Source organism: Stenotrophomonas sp. SrG, assembly GCF_050031795.1.
Taxonomy (GTDB): Bacteria; Pseudomonadota; Gammaproteobacteria; order Xanthomonadales; family Xanthomonadaceae; genus Stenotrophomonas; species Stenotrophomonas rhizophila_A.
Genome location: NZ_JBNBBE010000022.1, coordinates 1 through 25,152 on the forward strand (window position 1 = coordinate 1; position 25,152 = coordinate 25,152).

A 25,152-nucleotide genomic window follows, 5' to 3' on the forward strand; every position below is an offset into this window, starting at 1 on the left:
TTGTTGGTGGCCATGGAAGATCAAATGCCAGATCCCAGAACGAAGACGCAGTCGATGTTGGCTGCGGCCGTTGCTTTCCCCTGGCCTCCGGCCAACTGTCGAAGGCGGGTCGGGGCGGGTTTGCGGGGGTGTGAGCCGCATGGATGCGGCGACCAAGCCCCCATGGATGGGTTCACGGCGTCCCCCGCAAACCCGCACCGTCCCGCCAAGCCTCGGAGCCGCTGCCCCAAGGCTGTTCGCCTGAAGCCACCAGCAGCCGGGCAACGCCCGGCGATCCGCAAACCCGGCTACTGAAGGCGTTAACAGCACCGGTTTAACAACCAGCACGCCGCACACACCCATCCGCGATAAACTGCGTTTTTCCCCCTGCAGGACCCGCCCCGGATGAGCTCACGCCACACCCTTTCCGTCGCCCTGATCCAGGAGCGCAACCACGGTGACGCGGCCGCCAACCTGGCCGTGATCGAAACGCGCGTGGCTGAAGCGGCTGCCCAGGGTGCCAAGCTGGTCCTGCTGCAGGAACTGCACAACGGTGCGTACTTCTGCCAGCACGAATCGGTGGATGAGTTCGACCTGGCCGAACCGATCCCCGGGCCGAGCACCGAGCGCCTTGGCGCGCTTGCGAAGAAGCATGGCGTGGTGATCGTCGGCTCGCTGTTCGAGCGCCGCGCCGCCGGCCTGTACCACAACACCGCCGTGGTCTTCGAGAAGGACGGCACCCTGCTGGGCAAGTATCGCAAGATGCACATCCCGGACGATCCCGGCTTCTATGAGAAGTTCTACTTCACCCCCGGCGACATCGGCTTCAAGCCGATCGATACCTCGGTGGGTCGCCTTGGCGTACTCGTCTGCTGGGACCAGTGGTACCCCGAAGCCGCGCGCCTGATGGCGCTGGCCGGTGCCGAACTGCTGCTCTACCCCACCGCCATCGGCTGGGATCCGGATGACCAGAAGGACGAACAGGGCCGCCAGCGCGATGCCTGGGTGCTCAGCCATCGCGGCCATGCCGTGGCCAACGGCGTGCCCGTGCTGAGCTGCAACCGCGTCGGCCATGAGCCGTCGCCGCTGGGCGCCTCCGGCATCCAGTTCTGGGGCAACAGCCACGTGCTGGGCCCGCAGGGTGAGTTCATCGCCGAAGCCGGTGGCGAACCGACCGTACTGGTCTGCGATGTCGACCTGCAGCGCAGCGAACACGTGCGCCGCATCTGGCCGTTCCTGCGCGACCGCCGCATCGACGCCTATGGCGACCTGCTCAAGCGCTACATCGACTGACCTTCCCACAGGAACCCTGCCCCGTGACCGTGCTGCTGCGCGACGCCACCGATGCCGACATTGCGGCCATCACCGCCATCTATGCGGTGGAAGTAACCGACTTCGTCAACACCTATGAGTACGACGTTCCGGATGCGGCCGAGATGCAGCGGCGCATGCACGACATCGTCGCACGCGGTTTCCCGTACATCGTGGCCGAGGTTGATGGCCACGTGGCCGGCTACGCCTATGCCAACACCTACCGAGGGCGTATCGCCTACCAGTGGACGGTCGAAAACTCCGTCTACGTCGATGCCGCGTTCCAGGGCAAGGGCGTTGGCACCGCGCTGATGCAGGGCCTGATCGACGCCTGCGTCGCGCGTGGCTACCGGCAGATGGTGGCGGTGATCGGCGAACCGACCAACACCGCATCGATCAAGCTGCACGAACGCTTCGGCTTCCACCTGGTCGGCATTTTCCCTGGCCTGGGCCGCAAGCATGGGCGCTGGCTGGATACGGTGCAGATGCAGCGCGCGCTCGGCGACGGTGTCGACAGCGCCCCTTCGAATGAATGATGAAATGACTGAAAACCTGATGGACGACAACGGCGACACCCTGTTCGCCGGCCAGCCCGTGCGCGTGGTCGAGCGCGACGGCGTGCGCTACACCCTGCTGGGCACCGCGCACGTCTCGCAGGCCAGCGTGGAGGTGGTGGAACGGGCCATCAACAGCGGCCGCTTCGATGCGGTCGCGGTGGAGCTGGATCCGCAGCGCCTGCAGGCGCTGACCAATCCCGATGCGTTGGCCAAACTGGACCTGGTCGAAGTGATCCGCAAGGGCCGCGTGGCGCTGTTCGCCGCGAACCTCGCCCTGGCCGCCTACCAGCGGCGGCTGGCCGAGCAGCTGGGCATCGAGCCCGGTGCCGAGCTCAAGCGCGCAGTCGGCCTGGCCAACGCGCACAACCTGCCGGTGCACCTGATCGACCGCGAAGTGGGCCTGACCTTCAAGCGCGCCTCGCAGCGGCTGGGCTTCTTCGGCAAGATCAAACTGGTCATGGGCCTGGGCGCCGGCCTGTTCGCCTCCGACGACGTCGGCGAAGACGAGATCGAGAAGCTCAAGCAGGGTGACATGCTCGAAGCGAGCTTCGGCGAGTTCGCCAGCGAAAGCCCGGCCCTGTACGAAACCATCATCGGCGAGCGCGACCGCTACATGGCCACCCGCCTGCGCGAAGTGCACGATCCGGCCCAGCGCGAAGTGCTGGCCGTGGTCGGTGCCGGCCACCTGGCCGGGCTGGCGAAGTACCTGGAATCGGACACCGAAGCGCCCGGCCCGCTGCGCGCGTCGCTGGAAGACGTGCCGAAGAAGCGCAACATTCCGTGGATCACGCTGACCATCCTGGCGGTGGTGTTGGCCGGTATTGCCGTCGGGTTCTATCGCGGTGGACTGGGCGTGGGCACCGAGCTGCTGGCGGTGTGGGCGATGTACACCGGCGGCCTGGCGGGGTTGGGCTGCCTGCTGGCCGGCAGCCACCCGCTGAGCATCCTCACCGCGATCGTGGTGGCACCGTTCAAGCCATTCCGCCTGAGCATCCCGACCGGCGCCTTTGCCGCGCTGGTCGAGGCGCGCCTGCGCAAGCCGGCGTACGAGGATTTCCTCAAGCTGCGCGATGACGCGCAGAGCGTGCGCGGCTGGTACCGCAACCGCGTCACCCGGGTGGTGCTGACCTTCATGCTGACCAACCTTGGCAGCATGCTGGGCTTGTGGCTCACTGGCTTCCAGGTCTGGAACAAGGTCGGCGGCTGACGGCGCCGTACCGACCAACGGTCGGTACCTACCAGTGCGCAACAACGTTGTTCGACCTCGGTAGGTATCGACCGTTGGTCGATACGAAAAGGGCCACGCATTGCGTGGCCCTTTTCATTCATGCCGGTTCGATCACCGCATCGCTGCCCTTGGGCGGCAATCCCCTCGCCCTCCGCACGATGCGGGCCACGTTGATGCTCATGTCGTCGAGCATGGCGTAGATGGTCGGCAGGAACAGCAGGCTGACCACGGTGGAGAACGCCAGGCCGCCGGCAATGGCACGCGCCATCGGGTAGTACGGCGGGCCATCGCCCAGCAGCTGGGTGTCGGTGAGCGAAATCGGAACCATCGCCAGGATCGCCGTGCCCATCGTCATCATGATCGGGCGCAGGCGCTCGCGCGAGCCTTCCACCAGCGCCTGGGTGCGCGCCAGGCCGCGCCGGCGCAGGTTGTTGATGTGCTCGATCATCACGATGCCGTTGTTCACCACCACCCCCATCAGCACCAGGATGCCGATGAAGGACATGATGCCGAACGAGGTACCGGTGAGCCAGAACAACCAGAACACCCCGAAGATCGAGAACAGCACCCCGCTCATGATGGCGGCCGGGAACAGCAGCGATTCGAACACCGCCGCCATCACCACGTAGATCATCACCAGCGCGATGACCAGGTTGAACAGCATCTGCTGCATGGCCTCGTTGTCGTCACCGAAGTCGCCGCCGTCGAAGGTGAAGTTGTAGCCGGCCGGGAAGCTCATCGGCTTGAGCGTCTCCTCCATTGCCTTGCGGCCTTCCGGCGCAGTCACCTTCTCGGCCAAGTTGGCCTTGATGGTCAACGTGGTCTGGCGGTTGGTACGACCCACGCGGGTGGCGGACGGCTTGATGCTGACATCGACCAGGCTCAGCAGCGGTACCGAGCGACCGTCGCCGGTGCGCACGGTGAAGCTGGCCAGGTCTTCCGGGCTGCTCTGTTCGGCACCGGCGAAGCGCACCCACACCGGCACTTCGCTGTCACCGCGACGGAACTCGCGCAGCGGTGCACCGCGCAGCGCCAGGCCGACGAAGCTGGCAACCTGCTCGGCATTGAAGCCGAACGCAGCGGCACGCTCGCGGTCCACATGGATGGACAGCTCGCTACCCTTCTCGCCATTGTCGATGCGCACATCGCGCAGTTCCTTGCGCTGGGCCAGCAACGGCACCACGTCTTCGCCGATCTCCTGCAGCATCTGGGTCGAATCACCGACCAGCTGCACTTCCACGCCCTTGCTGCCACCGCCACCGCCGCCATCGCCGCCCTGGTTGCCGATGATGTAATCGGCCCGCGCCGAGCGCGGCAGTCCCTTGCGCAGTGACTCCTGCACGGCGGCCATGTTGCCCGCGTGCTTCTGGTCCAGAGTGACAATCGTGCTGCTGCCTTCCTGTTCGCTGTACCAGGAATACACCTGGGTGATGTGCAGCTTCTCGCGGTTCTGGTCCAGGTACTGCTCCACCCGCATGATCTCGTCGGACATCTGCGCGCGGGTGAAGGCCCCCTTCCAGTTGTAGCCGATGAAGACATCAGTGCCACCTTCGCCACCGAACATGTCGATCTTGGTCAGCTTCATCGGCACCAGGCTGACCAGCACCACCATGATGATCCCGAACACGCTCCAGCCGCGGTGTTCCAGCGTCCATTGCAGCAGCTGGGCATAGCGGCGCTGCAGGCGGGCGATCACGCCGGTCTGCGAATGCACCAGCTTGGGCGTCTGCATGCGCGCGGACAGCATCGGGATCAGGCTCACCGCCACCAGCCACGAGGCCATCAGCGAGACCGAGATGGTGATCGCGATCTGCGCCATGAAGATGCTGATGTTGTTGGTTTCGCCAAACAGGTTGGGCACGAATACGATGCAGTGGCACAGGGTGCCGGCGCTGAGCGCGATGGCCACGTTGCGGGTGCCGATGATCGAGGCCTGCACCGGCTGGTCGGGCATGCGCTCGCGTTCCTGGTAGATGCTTTCCACCACCACCACGGCGTTGTCCACCAGCATGCCGACCGCCAGCAGCAGGCCCATCATGGTCAGGATGTTGAGGGTCACCCCGACGAAGTACATGAAGCCCAGGGTGATCACGAAACAGATCGGGATCGCCAGGGTCACCATCAGCGTCGACGGCCAATGGCGCAGGAAGAAGAACAGCACCGTCACCGACAGCAGCAGGCCGACCGCGCCAGCTTCGGCCAGCTCCAGCAGCGAGGACGTCACCGTCTTGCCCTGGTTGTCGATCACCTTGATGTTCACATCGCGCATCGACGGCTGCCGGCGGATGGCTTCCACCTCGGCCAGCGCGCCTCGCGAGACTTCCACCAGGTTGGCGCTGCGCTCCTTGTAGATGTCCAGGCCCACCGCCGGATTGCCATCCAGGCGGCGGCCATAGTTCATGCGCGCCGCCTTGAGCCGCACGTCGGCAATGTCGCCCAGGCGCAGGCCCTTGGTATCGATGACCAGGTCGCGCAGTTCCTGCAGGTCGGTGATCTCGCCGACCGGCTGGATCCGGACCCGCTGGCCGTTGTCGTCGATCTGCCCGGCCGAGATGGAGAAGTTGAGCGTGCGCAGGCGGTCGCTGAGTTCGTTGATGCTCAGGTTGTGCGCGGTCAGACGATCAGCATCGATCGCGATTTCCACCTCATTCGGTGGCGCGCCGGAAATCTCCACCCGGGCCACGCCGGGAATGCGCTCGATCCGCCGCTTGAACTCGCGGTCGAGCATGTCGTAGGCACCGGTCAGGTCCGATGCACTGGCCAGGCGCACCTTGAGTACCGGCTCGTCGCTGCTGGACCACTTGAACACGTTGTAGCGCTGCAGGTCATCGGGCAGGTCGCTGCGGATCGCGTCGATGCGCTCGCGTGCGTCGGAGGCGGCGATGGCGATGTCGCGGTCCCAGTCGGTGAACTCGATGAAGATGCTGGCGCCTTCGGCGGTCGCCTGGGAGCGCATGCGCTTGATCCCGGTCATCGTGGCCAGCGCTTCCTCGGTCGGCCGGATGATGGTGCGCTCCACTTCTTCCGGTGTCGAGCCGGTGTAGGGCACCTGCACGAACAGGAACGGCGCGGAGATGTCCGGCAGCGCCTCCAGTGGCAACCGGAACGAGGCGATCAGGCCCACCACCACCAGTGAGACGAAGCACATGATGGTGGTGATGGGGCGGCGGATGGAGAACTCGGCGATGCTCATGCCGGCTCCTGGGCCGCACTACCGGCGCTGCCGGCATCGGGCGTACCGCGGTGGTGATGGCGGCCACGTTCGCGGTAATAGGCATCGCCACGGCGATCAAGCAGGTCGTACACCACCGGGATCACCAGCAGGGTGAGCAGCGTGGACACCAGCAGGCCGCCGATCACGGTGATCGCCATCGGGGCGCGTACCTCGGCACCCTCGCCCATCGCCACCGCCAGCGGCAGGAAGCCGAACAGCGTGCACAGGGTGGTCATGATGATCGGGCGCAGGCGCGAGCGTGCGCCTTCCACGAGCGCTTCATGCTTGGCCACGCCGGCCTCGCGCAGCTGGTTGACCTTGTCGATCAGGATGATCGCGTTCTTGGTCACCAGCCCCACCAGCAGGATCAGGCCGATGAACACCACCACCGAGATCGGCTTGCCGGTGAGCATCAGCGCCAGGATCGCACCGACCAGCGCCAGCGGGATGGTGAACAGGATGACGAACGGGTGCAGCAGCGATTCGAACTGCGAGGCCATCACCAGGTAGACCAGGAAGATCGCCAAACCGAAGGCGAAGATCAGCGAGCGCGCCGATTCGGCCAGCTCCTCGCCCTGCCCACCGATGTGCATGCTGACGCCGGCACCCAGCGGGTCGTTGGCGACCATGTCCTGTACTTCGCGCACCGCGCCGCCCAGGTCGATGTCGCGCAGGTTGGCCGACACCACTGCCACGCGGGTCTGGTCGGCCCGGTGGATCTCGCTGGGGCCGTTGGTGGCCACCACGTCGGCCACCGCGTCCAGCGTCACCGGGCGCGTGCTGCCCGGGTTGACGATCAACCGGCGGATGCTCTCCACGCTGGCGCGGTCGCCTTCCTGGGCGCGCACCAGCACGTCGATCTTGCGGTCACGGAAGCTGTAGCGCGTGGCCACGTCGCCGCGCACCTTCTTGACCACCACGTCGGCGATCTGCCGCGTGGTCAGGCCCAGCGCACCGGCGCGCTCCTGGTCGAAGCGGATCTGGATCTCCGGGAAGCCCTCTTCCACGGTCGATTTCACGTCGGCGTAGTGCGGGTTGCTGCGCAACCGCGCGGCCAGCGCCTGCCCGGCACGTTCCAGGGTGGCCATGTCCTGCCCGCGCAGCTCCACTTCCAGCGGCGTGGAGAAGCTGAACAGTGCGGGCCGCGCGAAGTCGACCTGCACGCCCGGGTGGCCCTGCATCGAAGTGCGCAGGCGCTCGGTGATGGCCGCCTCGGTGCGGGCACTGCCGCCGTCGGCCATCACCACGGTGAGCTTGCCGATGTTCTCCCCGCTCTCGGTCGGGCTGGCATCCAGCCGTGTGCCGCTGCCGCTCACGCCGTACAGCGAGGTGATGCTGTCGTCCTTGGCGTGGGCCAGCTGCAGCTCGCGCACCAGCGCATCAGTCTGCTTCAGCGGCGTGCCGGCCGGCAGCTTTGCGGTCATTTCAAAGCGATCCTGGGCCAGCTGCGGAATCAAGTCCGCGCCCAGCATAGGCACCAGTGCCAGCGTGGCCACGAAGGCCAGCGCCGCCATGCCCAGTACCTTGCCCGGGTGGGCCAGTGCGTTCGGCAGCAGGCGCAGGTAACCGCGCTCGGCACCGGCGTACGGCTTCATGGCCAGGTCGCTGGCCTTGCGCATCACCGGGCCGATCACCGCCACCAGCAGGCGCCACACGCGCACGATGGCCCACGCGATGCCGAACACGGTCCAGCGGACCAGCGCGCCGAAACCGCGGCGGCTCCCAGCGACCGGCTTGAGCCAGCGACGCTGCGGCTGCCATGCGGCATGCGCGGGCTCTTCCGGGAACGCCAGCGGCGGGCGGCCCTTGAGCGAGCTCAGCATCGGGATCAGGGTCATCGCCACCAGCAGCGAGATCGCGATGGCGATCGCCACGGTCAGCGCCTGGTCGCGGAACAGCTGGCCGGCGATGCCGTCGACGAACACCAGCGGCAGGAACACCGCGATGGTGGTCAGGGTGGAGGCGACCACGGCCATGCTGACTTCGCGGGTACCGGTGATGGCCGCCTGCAGGATGCCCAGGCCTCGCTCGCGCGCCTTGGCGATGCTTTCCAGCACCACGATGGAATCGTCCACCACCAGGCCGGTGGCCAGCGCCAGCCCGCCCAGCGACATCACGTTCAAGCTCAGCCCAAGCTGGCCCATGAAGAAGAACGTGGTGATGATCGAGACCGGCAGCGACAGGCTGATCACGAACGTGCTCCAGCCATCGCGCAGGAACAGGAAGATGATCAGGATGGCCAGCAGGCCGCCGATCACCGCGTCCTTCTTGACGTCGCTGATGGCGTGCTCGATGAAGCGCGACTGGTCCTCGATGGTGGTCAGTTCGGCATCACCGGGAATCTGCGCCTTGATCTGCTCAAGCTTGGCGCGCAGTGCTTCGGCGGTGGCCACCGTGTTGGCATCGCCTTCCTTGTAGATGGCCAGTTCCACCGCTTCGCGGCCGCCCAGGCGGATGATCGCTTCGCGTTCCTTGAAGCCCTGGCGCACCGTGGCCACGTCCTTCAGCCGCACCGGCACGCCGTTGGCCACCGTGGTGGAGCTGCTGCTGGAAGCGCTCTGCGCGGCGGAGGCGGCGGCGACCGCAGCATCCGAACCGGTCGAGGCGGCGATGGCGAACATCTGCTGCATGGCCGCGTCGGCGGCACTGCCGTTGCTGCCCTGGGTAGTCACCAGCAGGTTGCGGATGTCTTCCAGGTCGGCGAACTGGTTGACGGTACGCACCAGGAAGCGCTGCGACCCTTCTTCCAGGCGGCCGCCGGAAATGTTGATGTTTTCTTCCTTCAGCCGCTTGATGACGGTATCGATCGGCAGGTTGAGCTGGGCCAGCTTCTGCTGGTCGATGTCGACCTGGATTTCATCTTCCAGGCCGCCGCCCACCTTCACCGCCGCCACGCCGGCCACCGGTTCGAGCTTCTTCTTCAGGTCTTCATCGGCATAGCGGCGCAGCGCGGTGAGCTGGCGCACGGCGTCGGCATCGCTGGCCGGGTCGTCCTTGGCCGCGATCACCAGGCGCATGATCGGCGCGGTGGAGGGATTGAAGCGCAGCAGCACCGGGGCCTTGGCCTCCAGTGGCAGGTTCAGCGCTTCCATCTTGTCGCGCACCTCCAGGCTGGCCTGGTCCATGTTGGTGCCCCAGGCGAACTCCAGCACCACATCGCTCTGCCCGGTGCGCGAGATCGACTTCAGCTTGCGCAGGTTCTTGACCACGCCCACGGCTTCTTCGACCGGTTCGGTGATCAGCGTTTCGATCTCGGTCGGCGCAGCGCCAGTGTATTCGGTGCGCACTGTGAGCGTGGGGTAGCTCAGGTCCGGCAGCAGGTTGACCTTGAGGTTGCCCAGCGCGATCAGGCCGAACAGCACCAGGGTGATCATGAACATGAAGATGGTGACGCGGCGGCGGGTGGCGAATTCCACCAGGCCGCCACCAGGCGCCGCCGGGCCTTCGCCCGGCTGCGGTTCGTTGCCGTGGTCGTGCCCGGCCGAACTCATTGGCGGGTCTCCGCCTTGGCCGGGGCGGCCTTGCTGGCCACCGCGGTGGCCGGCTTGTCGCCGATCACCTGCACGGCGGTGCCGTCGCGCAGGGCGACCTTGCCGGCCGTCACCACCTTGTCTCCCTCGGCCAGGCCCTCGCGGATCTCCACCCACGGGCCTTCGGCGTAGCCCAGCTTGACCGGCACGCGGGCAACCTTGCCCGCGCGCACGCGGAACACCGCCGGGTCGCCGTCGTCGAGCAGCGCCAGGCGCGGCACCACCAGCGCGTCGGCGCGCTGGTCGTAGTCGATGCGGATGCGCCCGAACATGCCCGGCTGCAGGCCGGCGGCATCTTCGCCGAAGCCGCTGACCACGCGGAAGGTGCCGCTGCCGGCGTCGACCACCGGGGAAATACGGTCCACGGTGCCGGGGAAGGATTTGCCCGGCAACGCATCGGCCACCAGGGTCACCGGCTGCCCGGCACGCAGCGTGGCCAGTTCGCGCTCGGGCACGTTGAGCGTGGCTTCCAGCCGCGAGTTGTCGACGATGCGGAAGATCGGCGTATTGATCTGCACGAAGTTGCCGGTCTTGATCGAGCGCGATGCGATCACGCCGGAGATCGGCGCCACCACCGTGGTGTAAGACAGCTCAAGGGTCGCCAGGCGGTACTGCGCGCGCGCGTTTTCCAGGTCGTAGCGCAGCTGGTCGACATCGGCGGCGCTGACCATCTGCTGGCCCACCAGTTTCTGGGCGCGCTGGTAGCTGTTCTCCAGCTTGCGCATCTGCGCTTCGCTCTGGGCCACGGCCAGGCGCGCCCGGTCCGGGTCCAGCCGCACCAGCGGCTGCCCGGCGCGGACCTGCTGGCCTTCCTCGACCATCACGGCCAGGGCCACGCCCGACGTTTTTGCCACCACCTGCGATTCGGCGCGCGCTTCCAGCGCGGCGGTGCCGGTGTAGCTGGCGGCGACCGCACGGCGGCTGGCCGCTACCGCCTCCACCGGGACGGCGTCGGGGGCTTTTTCGGCCTTGGGATCCTTCTCGGCCGCCGCGGCATCGCCGGCGGGGCCACCGGCGCCGCAACCGCCCAGCAGCAGAGTCGTAGTGATCAGCAGCGCCGCGGCGCAGGTTCCGGTGCGGCCGGGCAGAAGAGAGATTCGCAACATCGTCGTGTCCCTGAAGGATGCGTGAGCAGGTGTGGTAGCAAAGTAATGCACCACGTCACGACAACACCATATCCCAAAGGTCATGGTGACCTGCGACCACCCGTCGGCATTGCCCGGTTTCAGCTAGATGAAAACGCAGGCTATACTCGGGTCAGTTCCGTACCCCACGCCGGAACGACCAGAACCCGTATACCGGAAACGACATCATGCGCCCGCAGCCGCTCGCCGCTTGTCTTGCTCTGGCCGTCCTCCTGCCCTTCGGGGTTGCCGTCCAGGCCGCACCTGCTCCTGCCGTACCCGCGCCACCCGCCGCTGCCCCGGCAGCCGCGCCCGCCGCCCCGCCTGCCCTGACCGGCAGCTTCGACAATGGCCGCGTGCTGGCCTACACCTGCCAGGGGTGCCACGGCATCACCGGCTACAAGAACGCGTACCCCAGCTACCGGGTGCCCAAGATCGGTGGGCAGACCCAGCAGTACCTCAGCCAGGCGCTGAGCGAGTACCGCCAGGGCAAACGCCGGCATCCCACGATGCAGGCGCAGTCCATGAGTTTCTCTGAACAGGAGATCGCCGATCTCGCTGTTTACCTGTCCACCGTCAAATAAGCGCGCTCATGACGAAAGCCACGCCCTTCAAGCGTCACGCCATCGCCCTGTCCGTTGCCCTGCTGCTGGCTGCCTGTTCGCAGTCGCAGGTGGAAAACAGCGCAGATTCCGCCGCCGACCCGGGCCACGCCAGTGGTGAGCACGGGTCAGGCTCCTCCGCCGGCCTCCCGGCAGGCCGCATCGCCGCCGGTGAAGCGCGGGCCAAGGTCAAGGGCAAGGCGACCGGGCAGAGCTGCATCGACTGCCACGGCGCCGACGGCAACCAGCCGATCGATCCGACCTACCCGAAGCTGGGGGGGCAGTACGGCGATTACCTGGCCCACGCCCTGCAGGCCTACCGCGCCGGGGACCGCCAGCATCCGCTGATGACCGGTCAGGCGACCGACCTGAGCGACCAGGACATTGCCGACCTGGCCGCGTATTTCGGTTCGCGGCCGAGCCAGTTGCGGGATCTGCACGGGCTGAAGTAGAGCCACGCCCTGCGTGGCTGCTCTCCTTTCCGGGGTCATGAACGCCGGACGGAGGGTTTCGGTCGGGTTTGAACGCCGGCAGGATATTGAGCGCGTGTCGATCACGCGCCGGGATGGTTTGCCGCGCTGCGCGCGGTCGCCGACTGACAGTCGGCGCTACGAATTGCTGGCGATCGCATGACGATTCGGATACGTCCGGAACGAACGCACGACGATCCGGATACGTCCGGAGCAAACGCACGACGATCCGGATGCGTCCGGAACGAACGCATGACGATCCGGATACGCCAGCCCCGGTAGAGCCGACTGTTAGTCGGCTGCCTTTACCCGGGGACGCGCGTCAGGAATCCAGCTCTTCCCACCGCTTGTACGCCGCATCCAGCTCAGCCTGCACCGCCCCCAGCTTCTGGGTATGCGCCGCCATGTCCGGCGCGCTGCGCTGGTAGAACGCGGGATCGTTCATCGCGGCGGTCAGGCCTTCGACATCCTTTTCCAGCGTTTCGATTTTCAACGGCAGCTGCTCCAGCTCGCGCTGGTCCTTGAAGCTGAGCTTGCGCTTGGGTGCCGCCGATGCCGCCGGTGCCGCCGCTGCCGGCGCGGCAGCCGGCCTGGTCGCAGGCACCGGCGCCGCGGCCGTTGCCGCTTCCACGCGTGCCGCATGCCGTTGCCAGTCGGTGTAGCCACCCACGTACTCGCCGACCACGCCATCGCCTTCCATCACCATCGTGGAGGTCACCACGTTGTCGAGGAAGTCGCGGTCATGGCTGACCAGCAGCAGCGTGCCGGTGTAATCGCCGAGCAGCTCTTCGAGCAGCTCCAGCGTTTCCACGTCGAGATCGTTGGTCGGTTCGTCCATCACCAGCAGGTTGGACGGCTGCGCGAACAGCTTGGCCAGCAGCAGCCGGTTGCGCTCGCCACCGGACAGGCGGGTGATCGGTGCGCGCGCACGCTCGGGCGTGAACAGGAAATCCTGCAGGTACGCATGCACGTGCTTGCGCTTGCCGTTGACCTCGAGGAAATCGCGGCCTTCGGCCACGTTCTCGATCGCGGTCCAGTCCTCGCGCAGCACCGAACGGTACTGGTCGAAGTAGGCGATCTGCAGGTTGGTGCCGGCGCGCACTTCGCCGCTGTCCGGCGCCAGGTCGCCCAGCAGCAGCTTGAGCAGCGTGGTCTTGCCGCTGCCGTTGGGACCGATCAGGCCGATCCGGTCGCCGCGCAGGATGGTGGTGCTGAAATCCTTGACCATCACCCGCTCGCCGAACGCGAACGAAATGTCCTTGACGTCGATCACCTTCTTGCCGGAATTCTCCGCCTGCGACGCTTCCATGCGCACGTTGCCGCCGAGTTCACGGCGCTGCGAACGCTCGCTGCGCATCGCCTTCAGGCGGCGCACGCGGCCTTCGTCGCGGGTGCGGCGGGCCTTGATGCCCTGGCGGATCCAGACTTCTTCCTGCGCCAGCATCTTGTCGAAGCGCGCGTTTTCCTGTGCCTGCGCGTTCAAGCGTTCTTCGCGGCGGCGTTCGTAGTTGGCCCAGTCGCCCGGCCAACTGGTGACCTGGCCGCGATCGATCTCGACGATGCGGGTGGCCAGCGCACGCAGGAAGCGGCGGTCATGGGTGACGAACACCACGCTGCCGTTCCAGTTCTTGAGGAACATTTCCAGCCAGTCGATGGCTTCGATGTCCAGGTGGTTGGTCGGTTCGTCCAGCAGCAGCAGGTCCGGCGCGGACACCAGCGCGCGGCCGAGCAGCACGCGGCGCTTCATGCCGCCGGACAGGCGCGCGAATTCGGCATCGCCGTCCAGGTCGAGCTTGGTCAGCGTTTCGCTCACACGCTGGTCCAGTCCCCAGCCGTTGGCGGCATCGATCTTGGCCTGCACCGCCGACAGCGCATCGCCATCGAACTCGTCGGCCACGCTGAGGTGGTGGAATTCGGCCAGCCACTGGCCCAGCTCGCCCAGGCCGTCGGCGACGACGTCGAACACGCTGCCGGCCGCGCCGTGCGGCACTTCCTGCTCCAGCCGGGTGATGCGCACCCCCTGCTGCACGCGCACTTCTCCGTCGTCGGGCTTGTGGTCGCCGGACAGCAGCTTGAGCAGGGTGGATTTGCCGGCGCCGTTGCGGCCGATCAGGGCGATGCGTTCGCCCGGCTCGATCGACAGTTCGGCTTTTTCCAGCAACAGCGGGCCGCCGACGCTGAAGTCGACGTTTTGCAGAGTAATCAGAGGCATCCCGCCATTGTACGGGCTGGCGGCCTGCGGCGTCGCTCAGCCGTACGCAAAAGCGGATGCCGGCAGTCCCAGCAGCGTGGCCAGTTCCGCCGGCACCCGCTTGCCCGGGTGGCGCACCACCCACAGCTGACGCGACAGGGGCGGCAGCGGGGTCTGCAGGACCCGCAGGCTGCCCAGCGCGACCAGGTCGGCCACCGCGTGCCGCGACAGGCAGGCCAGGCCCAGTCCCGCAGCCGCCGCCTGCTTTATCGCCTCGGTGCTGCCCAGCTGCATGGCGCGCCCGAAGTGGTGCAGGTGCGGCAGCAGGGCCTGTTCAACCGCCTCGCGGGTGCCCGAACCGGGCTCGCGCAGCAGCCAGCGCGCCGCGGCCAGTGACGCGACATCCACCGCATCCGGCAACGGCGAGGCGGCCGCCGCCACGATGACCAGGGCATCGCGCTGCCAGGGCAGCACCTCCAGGCCGCTTTCGTGGCACGGTCCTTCGATCACACCCAGGTCGACCTCCAACCGCTGCACCGCCGCCACCACGTCGGCGCTGTTGCCGATCCGCAGGTCCACCTGGGCCTGCGGATTGGCCGCCAGCAACGAAGCCACCCGGGTCGGCAGCAGGTAATTGCCGATGGTGGTGCTCGCGCCTATCCGCAACTGCAGGGCCAGCGTGCCGGCCGCGTGCGACTGCCCTGCCCCCGCCTGCTGTTCCAGCTCCCTCGCCGCCACCAGCAGCGCGCGGGCCGGGTCCAGCAGCGCGCGCCCGGTGGCATTGAGCACCAGCCGGCGCCCGATCCGGTCAAACAGCGGTGCGGGAAGCTGCCCCTCCAGTTCGTTGAGGGCGGCGCTGGTGGCCGACTGCGACAGCTGGAGCTGGGCGCCGGCCGCAGCGGTGGATCCGGCATCGGCCACGCTCACGAAAACCTGCCATTGGCGCAGCGTCAGACGCATCGTGGATTAACCTTCTTTATCGGTTGATTCGACACAAACAATGCGTTTTACCAGTTGAATGGTCAAGCGCACGCTGTAGCCCTGTTTCGACGAGAGCGAACCGTGAGCATTTCAATGGCGAGCGCCCCCACCCCGGGTGCATTCCAACGCTGGCGCAGCCGGCTGCCCGGCCTGCTGCTGACCGCCATCCTGGCGGCGGCGGGCATCGGCCTGTCCTCCGTGCCATGGCTGGAGGCGCACGGCATCAGTGCACTCACCCTGGCCATCGTGCTGGGCATCGCACTGGGCAACACCGTGTACCCGCACCTGGCGGCATCGTCGGCAGACGGTGTGGGCTTCGCCAAGCACTGGCTGCTGCGCGCCGGCATCGTCCTGTACGGCATGCGCCTGACCTTCCAGGACATCGGCCAGGTCGGCGCAGGCGGCGTGCTGATGGACGCACTGGTACTGACCAGCACCTTCGGGCTGGCGTGGTGGGCCGGCACCCGCTGGCTGGGGATCGACCGCGATACCGCGATGCTGATCGGCGCCGGCAGCGCCATCTGCGGAGCGGCCGCGGTGATGGCCGCGGCGCCGGTGGTACGCGGCCGCGCCGAACAGGCCACCGTGGCGGTGTCGACCGTGGTGGTGTTCGGCACGCTGGCAATGTTCCTGTATCCGGCGCTGTACCAGCTGAACCTGGAACACGCCTGGCTGGCGCTGGGTGAACAGGCCTATGGGGTGTTCACCGGCTCGACGGTGCATGAAGTGGCCCAGGTGGTGGCGGCCGGGCGCGCGGTCAGCGAAGGCGCCGCCGATACCGCCGTGATCGCCAAGATGGTGCGCGTGATGATGCTGGCCCCGTTCCTGGTGGCGCTGTCGCTGCTGCTGGCCCGCGGCCATGCGACGCAGCCCGGCGCGGCGCGGGCGAAGATCGTGGTGCCCTGGTTTGCGTTCGGTTTCGTGGCGGTGGCGGGCATCAACTCGCTGCACCTGCTGCCGCCCGCCGTGGTCGGCGCGGCCATCGACCTGGATACCGTGCTGCTGGCCATGGCGATGGCCGCGCTGGGCCTGACCACCCACGTGTCCGCCCTGCGCCGGGCGGGGCCGAAGCCACTGCTGCTGGCGCTGCTGCTGTTTGCATGGCTGCTCGTTGGTGGGTTGGGGATCAACCTGGCGGTTCACTGGCTGATCGGCTGAGCGGGTAGAATGTGGCATGAACGAATTCTCCGAACTGCCCCTGTCGGCCTCGCTGGCGGCGGGCATCGACGCGCTGGGCTATACCCAGATGACTCCCGTGCAGGCGCAGGCGCTGCCCGCCATCCTCGCCCGTCGCGACCTGATCGCCCAGGCGCCCACCGGCAGCGGCAAGACCGCGGCCTTCGGACTGGGGCTGCTGCAGGCGCTGGACCCGGCGGTGATCCGCGCGCAGGCGCTGGTGCTGTGCCCCACCCGCGAACTGGCCGACCAGGTCGGCAAGCAGATCCGCAAGCTGGCCACCGGCATTCCCAACCTCAAGCTGGTGGTGCTGACCGGCGGCATGCCGCTGGCGCCGCAGCTGGCGTCGCTGGAAGCGCACGACCCGCACGTGGTGGTCGGCACGCCCGGCCGCATCCAGGAACTGGGCCGCAAGCGCGCCCTGAAGCTGGGCGGGGTGACCACGCTGGTGCTGGACGAAGCCGACCGCATGCTCGACATGGGCTTTGAAGAACCGATCCGCGAAATCGCCGGACGCACCAGCAAGGACCGCCAGACGCTGCTGTTCTCGGCCACCTACCCCGACGAGATCCGCGAGATCGCGCGCGTGCTGCTGCGCGATCCGGTGGAGGTGACCGTGGAAGGCGCCGACCACGCCCCGGCGATCCGCCACCTGTTCTGCGAAGTGGACCTGGCCAGCAAGCAGAAGGCACTGGCCGGCCTGCTGCTGAAGTACACGCCGGAATCGACCGTGGTGTTCTGCAACACCCGCCGCGACGTGGATGACGTGGCCGTATCGCTGCAGCAGTTCGGCTTCTCCGCGTTGCCGCTGCATGGCGAAATGGAACAGCGCGACCGTGACGAAGTACTGGTGCGCTTCGCCAACCGCAGCTGCAACGTGCTGGTGGCCAGCGACGTGGCCGCGCGCGGGCTGGACGTGCAGGACCTGGCGGCGGTGATCAATTACGAGCTGCCCACCGACATTGAAACCTACGAACACCGCGTGGGCCGCACCGGCCGCGCCGGCGCCACCGGGCTGGCGATCAGCCTGGTGACCCACCGCGAACGCAACCGCGCCGATGCGCTGGAAGCGGCGCAGGGCAAGCCGCTGGACTGGCAGAAGACCCCGCTGGCCACCGCGCGCCCGGCGGTACTGCCGCAGGCGGCGATGGAAACGCTGCGCATCGACGGCGGCAAGACCGACAAGCTGCGTCCCGGCGACATCCTGGGTGCATTGACCGGCGATGCCGGGCTGTCGGCCAAGGTGATCGGCAAGATCGACATCTACGCCACCCGTTCCTACGTGGCGATCGCCCGCGAACACGTGGGCAAGGCCATCGCCCGCCTGGAAGCGGGCAAGATCAAGGGCCGGCGTTTCCGCGTGCGGAAGATGTAATCAGTACACCAGGTTCGCGACCAGCGGCACATCGCTGGTCCAGCGTTCGCGGCCGCCGAGGCCGGCCAGTTCGACCAGCACGGCGGCGCCGAGCACCTCGACCTGCAGCTGCCTGGCCAGCGACAGCGCGGCCAGCAGCGTGCCACCGGTGGCGAGCACATCGTCCACCACCAGCACGCGCGCGCCCGGCGGCAATGCATCGGCATGCACTTCGATGCTGTCGGTGCGGTATTCCAGCGTGTAGTCCTGCTTCAGCGTGCGACCGGGCAGCTTGCCCGGCTTGCGCACGGGCACGAAGCCCACGCCCAGTACGCGGGCCATCGCCGCGCCGAGGATGAAGCCGCGCGACTCGATCCCCATCACCGCATCCAGCCGTGCCTCGCGCCACGGCGCGACCATCGCATCGATGGCGGCGGCGAAATCATCGCCATCGGCCAGCAGCGGCATGATGTCCTTGAACAGGATGCCCGGCTTGGGGAAATCAGCGACGTCGCGCAGGCGGTGCGCCCAAGCGGGGGTGGAGGAAGAGTCGGTCATGGGAAGTGTGCAACCAGAGGGTGGCATAGGGTAAACGCTATGGCCCGGCGACGCGGCGTGCGGACCGCGCGCCGCAGCGTTTCACGCATGACGCTCCGGACCCTCCCGTAATTCGCACATCGGTGCGATAATCGCCCTCAACAGGCCGCTCTCCCACCTCCATTAAGGTTCGGGGCGCCCCGCAGCAGCAGCGCGGGACCGGGATATGCCGGCCACCGGTCCCCGCCACGCCTGGCGCGCGCGGGCCTGCCCTGCATTTTTCGCGGGGTTTTCCTGTAGAGGTTCATGCAACGTGGACAACAACGCAAAACACCCGGCCCTGGGCCGCTTCCTGGTGGTCCTGCTCGGCATCCTGGTTCTGCTGGTCGGCCTTGTCCTGCTGGTCGGCGGGTTCCGCTTGGCGCAACTGGGCGGCAGTTGGTACTTCCTCTTGATGGGCGCGGCCACCGGCGCGGCCGGCGCCCTGCTGTTGGCGCGGCGCGCGATGGGCGCGGTGCTGTACGGGGTGGCCTTCCTGGCTACGGTGGCATGGGCGCTGGTCGATGTCGGGCTCGAGTTCTGGCCGCTGGTGTCGCGACTGGTCATGCCCGCCGTGCTGGCGTTGCTGGTCGCGCTGGCCTGGCCGGTGCTGCGCCGTGGCCGCAGCCAACCTGCCGGCCGTGGCGCATACGGAGTGGCGGCCGTACTGTTGCTTGGACTGTTTGGCACTGCATTCGCGGCATTCCAACCACGCCCGGTAGTGGCCGCCAGTGGCCCGCGTCCGGCCGTGGTGCCGGTCGCCAAGGGCAGCGAACAGCGCGACTGGATGCATTGGGGCAATACCACCGCCGGCACCCGTTTCGCCGCGCTTGACCAGATCACCCCGGCCAATGTCGCACAGCTCCAGGTGGCCTGGACCGCTCATACCGGCGATGTGCCGCAGAGCGACGGCTTCGGTGCCGAAGACCAGAACACCCCTTTGCAGATCGGTGACACGCTGTACGTGTGCACCCCGCACAACCACGTGGTGGCGATCAACGCCGACACCGGCCAGCAGCGCTGGTCATTTGATCCCAAGGCCACCGCGCCGAACTGGCAGCGCTGCCGCGGCCTGGGCTACTTCGACGCCAGCCTGCCGCAGGTCGGCGTGCCGACCGTGGCTGCACCGACACCGGTTGATCCGGCCGCGGCCAGCGCCCCTGCCGCACCGGCGGTGTGCGCCCGGCGCCTGCTGATGACCTCCATCGATGCCCGCCTGTTTGCGCTCGATGCCGCCACCGGCGCGCCCTGCCCCGACTTCGGCGACAACGGCGTGGTCGACCTGAAGATCGGCATGGGCGAGATCAAGCCCGGCTTCTTCACTCTGACCGCTGCTCCACTGGTGGCCGGCGAGCTGGTGATCGTGGGCGGCCGCGTGGCCGACAACATCGAGGTGGACGAGCCCTCGGGCGTGGTGCGTGCCTACAACGTGCGCACCGGCGCGCTGACCTGGGTATGGGATCTGTCGAAGGAAACCCCGGACGTGCCGCTGGACGCGTCGGTCCACTACACCCGCGCCACGCCGAATGTGTGGACGTCGATGGCCTACGATGCGCAACTGGGCCTGGTCTACCTCCCCACCGGCAACACCACGCCGGACCAATGGGCGGGCCAGCGCACGCCGCAGGACGACAAATACAGCTCGGCGGTTGTTGCGCTGGACGTGGCCACCGGCAAGGAGCGCTGGGTCTATCAGACCGTTCACCACGACCTGTGGGACTACGACCTGCCGGCGCAGCCGACCCTCACCGATGTTCCGGACGGCAAGGGCGGCACCCTGCCTGCACTGCTGCAGGTGACCAAAGCCGGCCAGGTGTTCATGCTCAACCGCGTCACCGGCGTGCCGATCACCGAGGTGCGTGACATCGAGGCGCCGCGGGGCAGCGCGGAGGGCGAACGCTACTCGCCCACCCAGCGTCTGTCGGTGGGGCTGCCGCAGATTGGTGCGCAGACCCTGACCGAATCGGACATGTGGGGCGCGACGCCGATCGACCAGATGCTGTGCCGCATCCAGTTCAAGCAGATGCGCTACGACGGCATGTTCACGCCGCCGGGCGAGGATCTGGCGCTGCAGTGGCCCGGCTCGCTGGGCGGCATGAACTGGGGCAGCGCATCGCTCGATCCCACCACTGGCTATCTCTTCGTCAACGACATGCGCCTGGGCCTGTGGACGCGGCTGATTCCTCGCGCACAGATGACCGCTGGTGCCGGTGGCGTTGAAATGGGTGCCGCTTCGCAGACCGGTACGCCGTATGGCTCGCTGCGCGACCGCTTCCTGTCCAAGCTCGGCATTCCCTGCCAGAAACCACCGTTCGGCACGCTGTCGGCGATCAACCTGGCCACCCACCAGCTGGTCTGGCAGGTGCCGGTGGGCACGGTGAAGGACACCGGGCCGCTGGGCATCAAGATGGGCCTGCCGATTCCGATCGGCATGCCGACGCTGGGCGGTTCGCTGGCCACCCAGTCCGGCCTGCTGTTCTTCGCCGGCACCCAGGACTACTACCTGCGCGCCTACGACAGCCGCAGCGGCGAAGAAGTGTGGAAGGCACGCATGCCAGTGGGCAGCCAGGGCACCCCGATTACCTACGTCTCCCCCAACAGCGGTCGCCAGTACGTGGTGATCTCTGCCGGCGGTGCGCGCCAGTCGCCGGATCGTGGTGATTACGTGATCGCCTACGCGCTGCCGTCCGCGCACTGAGGCCTGACTGCGCCGCGGCCACCTGGCCGCGGCGCACCCGGCTTCGTTTCGCCGCGTGCAGCCCTTACCATGCACGGTCACCGAGTACGAAACATCGCCATGCCCGCCTCACCTCCCAGCCGACGCACCAAGCGTGCTCCTGCCCCACCGCAGGATCGCGGCCTCAGCCACGAGCTGATGCAGCTGATCCAGGACAACCAGGGCGACCCGGATTTCATGACCTCGCTCGGCCGTGGGCTGGTGGTGCTGAGTGTGTTCTCGCAGCATCCGCGCGAAGTCACGATGGCGCAGATCAGCAGCGAGACCGGGATCTCACGCGCGGCCGTGCGCCGCGTGCTCTACACGCTGGAGAAACTGGGCTACGTGGGCGAACAGGGTCGCGGCTTCGTGCTGCTGCCGCGCGTGCTCGGCATGGGCGGGGCGTACGTGGCATCATCGTCCATGACCGCCGCCGCACAACCGGTCCTCGATGCGCTGCGCGACGACCTGCACGAATCCTGCTCGCTGGGTGTGCTGGATGGCGACGACGTACTGTACGTGGCGCGTGCCGAAACCGTGCGGATCATGTCGATCGGCCTGCGCGCCGGCAGCCGTCTGCCCGCCTACTGCACCTCGATGGGACGCATCCTGCTCGCGGCGCTGCCGCACGACACCCTGGAGAACTACCTGGAACGCAACCCGCTGCGGCCGCGTACCCAGCGCACCATTACCCGCATGGATGAGTTCCAGGAAACACTTGAACGCGTGCGCCGGGACGAGGTGTCGCTGGTCGACCAGGAGCTGGAAATCGGCCTGCGCTCGATCGCGGTACCGGTGCGCGCGCGCAGTGGCGAGGTGATCGCGGCGCTGAATATCGGCACCCAGGCCGGGCGCATCAGCCTGGGCGCGATGCAGTCTCAATTGCTGCCCCGCCTGCGCGACGCAGCACAACGGCTGGGTACGCTGCTGCAGTGAGGGCGCGGCGCCGGGCCACGCCCGGCCTCACCCGCCCTGTTGTTCTTCGAGGATCGGCCGGGCCAGCGCGAAGGCGTGGTTGGCCGCGGGCACCCCACAGTAGATGGCGGCCTGCAGCAGTGCTTCCTTGATTTCCTGCGGAGTAACCCCGTTGTTGCGGGCCGCACGGATGTGCAGCTTGAACTCCTCATCGTGGCCCAGCGCCACCATCATCACGATGGTCAACAAAGAGCGCGTGTGGCGCGGCAGGCCATCGCGCGTCCATACCGTGCCCCAGGCGGTGCGGGTGATGAACTCCTGGAACTCGGCGGTGAACTCGGTGCGGGCCTGCAGCGAGCGCTCGACGTGGGCATCGCCCAGCACCTCGCGGCGGACCGACAGGCCGGCTTCGTAACGTTCTTTCTCGTCCATGCTCGGGGACTCCGGTGATCAGCGCAGGTGCGCGACAAGCGCGGCGGTGAACGCCGCAGGGGATTCGAGATTGCAGATGTGCCGGCCCGCAACGGCTACCGTACTGCCGTGCGAGACGCCCACGGCAATCTGCTGCAGGTCGGCCGGCGGGCATACCGGGTCGTCGGCACCGGCCACGGCCAGCGTAGGCACCGTGATGCGGTCGAGCTGGTCGCGGAAGTCCGCCGTACCCACGGCATTGCAGCAGCCCATGTAACCCGCCAGCGAGGTGGACTCGAAGCGTTGCAGGATGTCGTCGATGAGCACGCCGTGGGTCGCAGCAAACGAAGGCGTGAACCAGCGTTCGGCGGTGCCGGCCCGCAGGGGCGCCAGTCCACCCTGCTCGACCTGGGCGATGCGCGCCTGCCAGTTTTCGGGCGTGCCGATCTTCGCAGCGGTGGCGGCAACCGTCAGCGTCTGCAGGCGATCGCCCGCGTTGATCCCCAGCCATTGTCCGGTCAACCCGCCGATGGAAAGACCACAGAAGTGGCTGCGCTGCACGCCCAGATGGTCCCACAGCGCGATAACATCGGCGCCCAGTGCCGTCATATCGTAGGGTCCCGGCGGTGCAGTGGACAGACCATGGCCGCGGCAGTCGTAGCGCAGGATCCGGAAGTGTGCCGACAATGCCTCGACCTGCGGGTGCCACATGCTCAGGTCGGTGCCGAGCGAGTTGCAGAACGTCAGCCACGGCGCATCGCCTGGACCGTCGACGCGGTAATGAAGGCGATGCTGGTCAAGTGCGAGAAAGGCCATGCAGTGCTCCAGGTGAAAGGGTCAACGGCGCGCCAGCACGCGGTCGATCCAGGCATCGGTCATGCCGAGCCAGCTGTCCGGTGCGAACAAGGCCTGCAGTTGCGCGGCGGAAAGCTCCGCGGTGACCTCGGGCATTTCCTGCAGCACCTCGCGCAGATGCCGCGATCCGGCCAGCGCGCCGCGCGATGCGTCTTCCACCAGCGCATGCGCGGCGGACTTGCCCAGTGTCTCGGCCAGGGTCACGGCCACCGCCTCGGCGTAGAGCAGGCCGCCGTGGCTGTCCAGATGGGCCAGCATGCGCGCACGATCCAGCTGCAGCCCCTGCACCACCAAGCTGACCTGGGCCAGGCTGCCGGCACACAGGCGCACGATCTCCGGAACGGTTTCCCATTCGGCATGCCACTGTCCGGCCGCACGCTCATGGGGCTGCGGCATCGCCGCGAACAGAGTGGAGAGCAGCCCGGGAACACGCGTGGCCGCCGCGATGGCCGCCACGCAGCCAACCGGGTTGCGCTTGTGCGGCATCGCCGATGAGCCGCCCTTGCCTTCTGCAGTCGGCTCGAACGCCTCGGCCACTTCGGACTGCATCAACAGCACGATGTCGGTGGCGATCTTGCCCAGCGTGCCGGTCAGTAACGCGAAGGCACTGCCCAGTTCCGCAATACGGTCGCGCGAGGCGTGCCAAGGCAGCGCCGGCACCGGCAGCTGCAGCTCCGCAGCCAGCGCCTCAGCCACCTCCAGCCCGCGCGTCTGCAGCGAGGCCAGCGTTCCGGCAGCGCCGCCAAACTGCAGCACCAATGTGTCGCTCCGCAGCGCCTGCAGACGTCGCTGGCTGCGCTGCAGCGCGTCCAGCCAACCGGCCGCCTTAAGTCCGAAGGTTACCGGCACCGCCTGCTGCAGCAACGTGCGCCCAGGCAACCCGGTGCCGCGCTCGGCATCGGCCAGCCCGGCCAACGCGGCGCACAACACCTGCACACGTGCCTGCACATGGTCCAGCGCGGCGCGCAGCTGCAGGACCGCGCCGCTGTCGATGATGTCCTGGCTGGTCGCGCCCCAATGCACCCAACGCGCGGCATCGGCGTCGTGCTGCCTGACCGTCGCAGTGAGCGCCTTGACCAACGGAATGGCCGGATTGCCGCCCAGCGCCGTACCGGCGGCCAGTGCATCCATCGAGTACAGCTCGGCTTTGCAAGCGGCCTGGATCGGCGCCAGCGCCTCGGCCGGGATCACCCCGCAAAGCGCCTGCGCGCGCGCCAGCGCGGCTTCGACATCCAGCATCGCCTGCAGCCGCGCCGCATCGGTGAACAAGGCGTCCACCTCGGGATCGCCGAACAGGCTACCTAGCAGGGCATGGGAATCGCGCATCAACCAGCTTCCATCCAGAGTGGGAACAGCTTATCCGCACCCGGCAGAACCGGGCGTGGACGCAGTCCTCAATAGTCGAAGAACACCGTTTCCTGGTCACCCTGCATGTGCACGTCCCAGCGGTACTGGCCCATGCCGGTGGGGTGCGCAAGCAGCGTGTCGCGTCGCGCCGCCGGCACCTGCGCCAGGATCGGGTCGCTGACGTTGTCCGGCGAATCTCTGAAATACAGTCTCGCACTCGCCGCGCGCAGCAGGCCGCGCATGAACACCAGCACCATCAGATGCGGTGCCTGCGGTTCGCCACGTGGGCCTGGCACGCGGCCAGGCTTCACGGTGGTGAAGCAGAACCCGCCCTGTGCGTCGGTCGGCACCCGTCCCCAACCCTGGAATGCGGGGTCGTGCTGCGCATGCTGCGGGTCTTCGTGATGGGCGTAGATGCCCTGCGCGTCCGCCTGCCAGATCTCCAGCACGGCATCGGAGACCGGCACGCCAACGCCGTCGAACACCTGGCCGCGCACCTCGATGCGTTCGCCCAGAGCGGCGGCCGGTGCAATCTCGACCCGGTACAACGGTTCCAGGCCCAGCCGGTAATAAGGGCCCACGGTCTGCCACGGAGTGGATTGGAAACTCATCTGG

19 protein-coding genes are annotated in these 25,152 nt (G+C 67.6%); 9 read left to right on the forward strand and 10 right to left on the reverse strand.

All coding sequences use genetic code 11. The features are described 5' to 3' along the window. Positions 1-384 precede the first annotated feature (384 nt). Genes ACQG3P_RS17145 through ACQG3P_RS17155 form a run of 3 tightly spaced genes read left to right on the forward strand, consistent with a single transcriptional unit; the run spans position 385 to position 3,054 of the window. A complete protein-coding gene (locus ACQG3P_RS17145; RefSeq protein ID WP_095364215.1) occupies positions 385-1,272 on the forward strand; it encodes a carbon-nitrogen hydrolase in 888 nt (295 codons plus the stop codon). Positions 1,273-1,295: 23 nt separating this feature from the next. Beyond that, positions 1,296-1,826: an N-acetyltransferase family protein gene (locus ACQG3P_RS17150; RefSeq protein WP_426805722.1), complete on the forward strand. Its 531-nt coding sequence runs from the start codon at positions 1,296-1,298 to the stop codon at positions 1,824-1,826. Then, positions 1,819-3,054 carry a TraB/GumN family protein gene (locus ACQG3P_RS17155; protein WP_068851262.1) on the forward strand — a complete coding sequence of 412 codons (1,236 nt, stop codon included), beginning with the start codon at positions 1,819-1,821 and terminating at the stop codon, positions 3,052-3,054. The genes ACQG3P_RS17150 and ACQG3P_RS17155 overlap by 8 nt, the downstream gene beginning before the upstream one ends. A 118-nt stretch (positions 3,055-3,172) precedes the next feature. On the opposite strand, the gene ACQG3P_RS17160 is transcribed toward ACQG3P_RS17155, so the two are convergent. The 3 genes from ACQG3P_RS17160 to ACQG3P_RS17170 are packed head-to-tail and all read right to left on the reverse strand — an operon-like array spanning position 3,173 to position 10,925. Beyond that, positions 3,173-6,268 carry an efflux RND transporter permease subunit gene (locus ACQG3P_RS17160; RefSeq protein WP_426805723.1) on the reverse strand — a complete coding sequence of 1,032 codons (3,096 nt, stop codon included), beginning with the start codon at positions 6,266-6,268 and terminating at the stop codon, positions 3,173-3,175. Then, positions 6,265-9,780: an efflux RND transporter permease subunit gene (locus tag ACQG3P_RS17165; protein WP_426805724.1), complete on the reverse strand. Its 3,516-nt coding sequence runs from the start codon at positions 9,778-9,780 to the stop codon at positions 6,265-6,267. The genes ACQG3P_RS17160 and ACQG3P_RS17165 overlap by 4 nt, the downstream gene beginning before the upstream one ends. After that, complete coding sequence (locus ACQG3P_RS17170; RefSeq protein ID WP_068851252.1) at positions 9,777-10,925, reverse strand: efflux RND transporter periplasmic adaptor subunit; 1,149 nt, start codon at positions 10,923-10,925, stop codon at positions 9,777-9,779. The genes ACQG3P_RS17165 and ACQG3P_RS17170 overlap by 4 nt, the downstream gene beginning before the upstream one ends. Positions 10,926-11,131: 206 nt before the next feature. Between ACQG3P_RS17170 and ACQG3P_RS17175 the strand changes: the two genes are divergently transcribed. Together ACQG3P_RS17175 and ACQG3P_RS17180 are read left to right on the forward strand one after the other, a co-directional pair. Then, positions 11,132-11,527 (forward strand): c-type cytochrome, encoded by a 396-nt coding sequence (locus ACQG3P_RS17175; RefSeq protein ID WP_068851249.1) that lies wholly within the window; start codon positions 11,132-11,134, stop codon positions 11,525-11,527. Between the two features lie 8 nt (positions 11,528-11,535). Next, complete coding sequence (locus ACQG3P_RS17180; RefSeq protein ID WP_068851246.1) at positions 11,536-11,997, forward strand: c-type cytochrome; 462 nt, start codon at positions 11,536-11,538, stop codon at positions 11,995-11,997. Positions 11,998-12,337: 340 nt separating this feature from the next. Here ACQG3P_RS17180 and ACQG3P_RS17185 read toward each other — a convergent pair whose 3' ends face one another. Together ACQG3P_RS17185 and ACQG3P_RS17190 are read right to left on the reverse strand one after the other, a co-directional pair. Further along, the gene (locus tag ACQG3P_RS17185; protein WP_426805725.1) at positions 12,338-14,227 is read right to left on the reverse strand and encodes an ATP-binding cassette domain-containing protein; all 1,890 of its coding nucleotides are present in this window, start codon (positions 14,225-14,227) and stop codon (positions 12,338-12,340) included. A 36-nt stretch (positions 14,228-14,263) separates the two neighbouring features. Beyond that, positions 14,264-15,166, reverse strand: a complete 903-nt coding sequence (locus tag ACQG3P_RS17190) for a LysR family transcriptional regulator (protein ID WP_426805726.1) — start codon at positions 15,164-15,166, stop codon at positions 14,264-14,266. Positions 15,167-15,280: 114 nt separating this feature from the next. Between ACQG3P_RS17190 and ACQG3P_RS17195 the strand changes: the two genes are divergently transcribed. Further along, positions 15,281-16,345, forward strand: a complete 1,065-nt coding sequence (locus ACQG3P_RS17195) for a YeiH family protein (protein WP_426805727.1) — start codon at positions 15,281-15,283, stop codon at positions 16,343-16,345. A 16-nt stretch (positions 16,346-16,361) separates the two neighbouring features. Beyond that, complete coding sequence (dbpA, locus tag ACQG3P_RS17200; protein WP_068851234.1) at positions 16,362-17,738, forward strand: ATP-dependent RNA helicase DbpA; 1,377 nt, start codon at positions 16,362-16,364, stop codon at positions 17,736-17,738. Here dbpA and ACQG3P_RS17205 read toward each other — a convergent pair whose 3' ends face one another. Further along, a complete protein-coding gene (locus ACQG3P_RS17205; RefSeq protein WP_426805728.1) occupies positions 17,739-18,275 on the reverse strand; it encodes an adenine phosphoribosyltransferase in 537 nt (178 codons plus the stop codon). It lies immediately after the preceding gene. A gap of 292 nt (positions 18,276-18,567) precedes the next feature. Here ACQG3P_RS17205 and ACQG3P_RS17210 point away from each other — a divergent pair, with 292 nt between their 5' ends. Together ACQG3P_RS17210 and ACQG3P_RS17215 are read left to right on the forward strand one after the other, a co-directional pair. Next, positions 18,568-20,991, forward strand: a complete 2,424-nt coding sequence (locus ACQG3P_RS17210; RefSeq protein ID WP_426805729.1) for a membrane-bound PQQ-dependent dehydrogenase, glucose/quinate/shikimate family — start codon at positions 18,568-18,570, stop codon at positions 20,989-20,991. A gap of 99 nt (positions 20,992-21,090) precedes the next feature. Continuing rightward, positions 21,091-21,945 carry an IclR family transcriptional regulator domain-containing protein gene (locus ACQG3P_RS17215; RefSeq protein WP_426805730.1) on the forward strand — a complete coding sequence of 285 codons (855 nt, stop codon included), beginning with the start codon at positions 21,091-21,093 and terminating at the stop codon, positions 21,943-21,945. A 27-nt stretch (positions 21,946-21,972) separates the two neighbouring features. On the opposite strand, the gene pcaC is transcribed toward ACQG3P_RS17215, so the two are convergent. From pcaC to pcaG, 4 genes are all read right to left on the reverse strand, one after another. Next, the gene (gene pcaC, locus ACQG3P_RS17220) at positions 21,973-22,356 is read right to left on the reverse strand and encodes a 4-carboxymuconolactone decarboxylase (protein WP_426805731.1); all 384 of its coding nucleotides are present in this window, start codon (positions 22,354-22,356) and stop codon (positions 21,973-21,975) included. A gap of 18 nt (positions 22,357-22,374) precedes the next feature. Continuing rightward, the gene (gene pcaD / locus ACQG3P_RS17225; RefSeq protein WP_426805732.1) at positions 22,375-23,151 is read right to left on the reverse strand and encodes a 3-oxoadipate enol-lactonase; all 777 of its coding nucleotides are present in this window, start codon (positions 23,149-23,151) and stop codon (positions 22,375-22,377) included. A gap of 21 nt (positions 23,152-23,172) precedes the next feature. Continuing rightward, the gene (locus ACQG3P_RS17230) at positions 23,173-24,516 is read right to left on the reverse strand and encodes a 3-carboxy-cis,cis-muconate cycloisomerase (protein WP_426805733.1); all 1,344 of its coding nucleotides are present in this window, start codon (positions 24,514-24,516) and stop codon (positions 23,173-23,175) included. A gap of 68 nt (positions 24,517-24,584) precedes the next feature. Continuing rightward, the gene (gene pcaG, locus ACQG3P_RS17235) at positions 24,585-25,148 is read right to left on the reverse strand and encodes a protocatechuate 3,4-dioxygenase subunit alpha (protein ID WP_426805734.1); all 564 of its coding nucleotides are present in this window, start codon (positions 25,146-25,148) and stop codon (positions 24,585-24,587) included. Positions 25,149-25,152: the final 4 nt, after the last annotated feature.

Bases quoted from the DNA above. Each gene is read 5' to 3' on its own strand.
- ACQG3P_RS17185 (WP_426805725.1), bottom strand. From the start codon at position 14,227: ATGCCTCTGATTACTCTGCAAAACGTCGACTTCAGCGTCGGCGGCCCG.
- ACQG3P_RS17190 (WP_426805726.1), bottom strand. From the start codon at position 15,166: ATGCGTCTGACGCTGCGCCAATGGCAGGTTTTCGTGAGCGTGGCCGAT.
- ACQG3P_RS17145 (WP_095364215.1), top strand. From the start codon at position 385: ATGAGCTCACGCCACACCCTTTCCGTCGCCCTGATCCAGGAGCGCAAC.
- ACQG3P_RS17160 (WP_426805723.1), bottom strand. From the start codon at position 6,268: ATGAGCATCGCCGAGTTCTCCATCCGCCGCCCCATCACCACCATCATG.
- ACQG3P_RS17195 (WP_426805727.1), top strand. From the start codon at position 15,281: ATGGCGAGCGCCCCCACCCCGGGTGCATTCCAACGCTGGCGCAGCCGG.
- pcaG (WP_426805734.1), bottom strand. From the start codon at position 25,148: ATGAGTTTCCAATCCACTCCGTGGCAGACCGTGGGCCCTTATTACCGG.
- ACQG3P_RS17170 (WP_068851252.1), bottom strand. From the start codon at position 10,925: ATGTTGCGAATCTCTCTTCTGCCCGGCCGCACCGGAACCTGCGCCGCG.
- pcaC (WP_426805731.1), bottom strand. From the start codon at position 22,356: ATGGACGAGAAAGAACGTTACGAAGCCGGCCTGTCGGTCCGCCGCGAG.
- ACQG3P_RS17205 (WP_426805728.1), bottom strand. From the start codon at position 18,275: ATGACCGACTCTTCCTCCACCCCCGCTTGGGCGCACCGCCTGCGCGAC.
- ACQG3P_RS17155 (WP_068851262.1), top strand. From the start codon at position 1,819: ATGAATGATGAAATGACTGAAAACCTGATGGACGACAACGGCGACACC.
- ACQG3P_RS17165 (WP_426805724.1), bottom strand. From the start codon at position 9,780: ATGAGTTCGGCCGGGCACGACCACGGCAACGAACCGCAGCCGGGCGAA.
- ACQG3P_RS17175 (WP_068851249.1), top strand. From the start codon at position 11,132: ATGCGCCCGCAGCCGCTCGCCGCTTGTCTTGCTCTGGCCGTCCTCCTG.
- ACQG3P_RS17215 (WP_426805730.1), top strand. From the start codon at position 21,091: ATGCCCGCCTCACCTCCCAGCCGACGCACCAAGCGTGCTCCTGCCCCA.
- dbpA (WP_068851234.1), top strand. From the start codon at position 16,362: ATGAACGAATTCTCCGAACTGCCCCTGTCGGCCTCGCTGGCGGCGGGC.
- ACQG3P_RS17230 (WP_426805733.1), bottom strand. From the start codon at position 24,516: ATGCGCGATTCCCATGCCCTGCTAGGTAGCCTGTTCGGCGATCCCGAG.
- pcaD (WP_426805732.1), bottom strand. From the start codon at position 23,151: ATGGCCTTTCTCGCACTTGACCAGCATCGCCTTCATTACCGCGTCGAC.
- ACQG3P_RS17180 (WP_068851246.1), top strand. From the start codon at position 11,536: ATGACGAAAGCCACGCCCTTCAAGCGTCACGCCATCGCCCTGTCCGTT.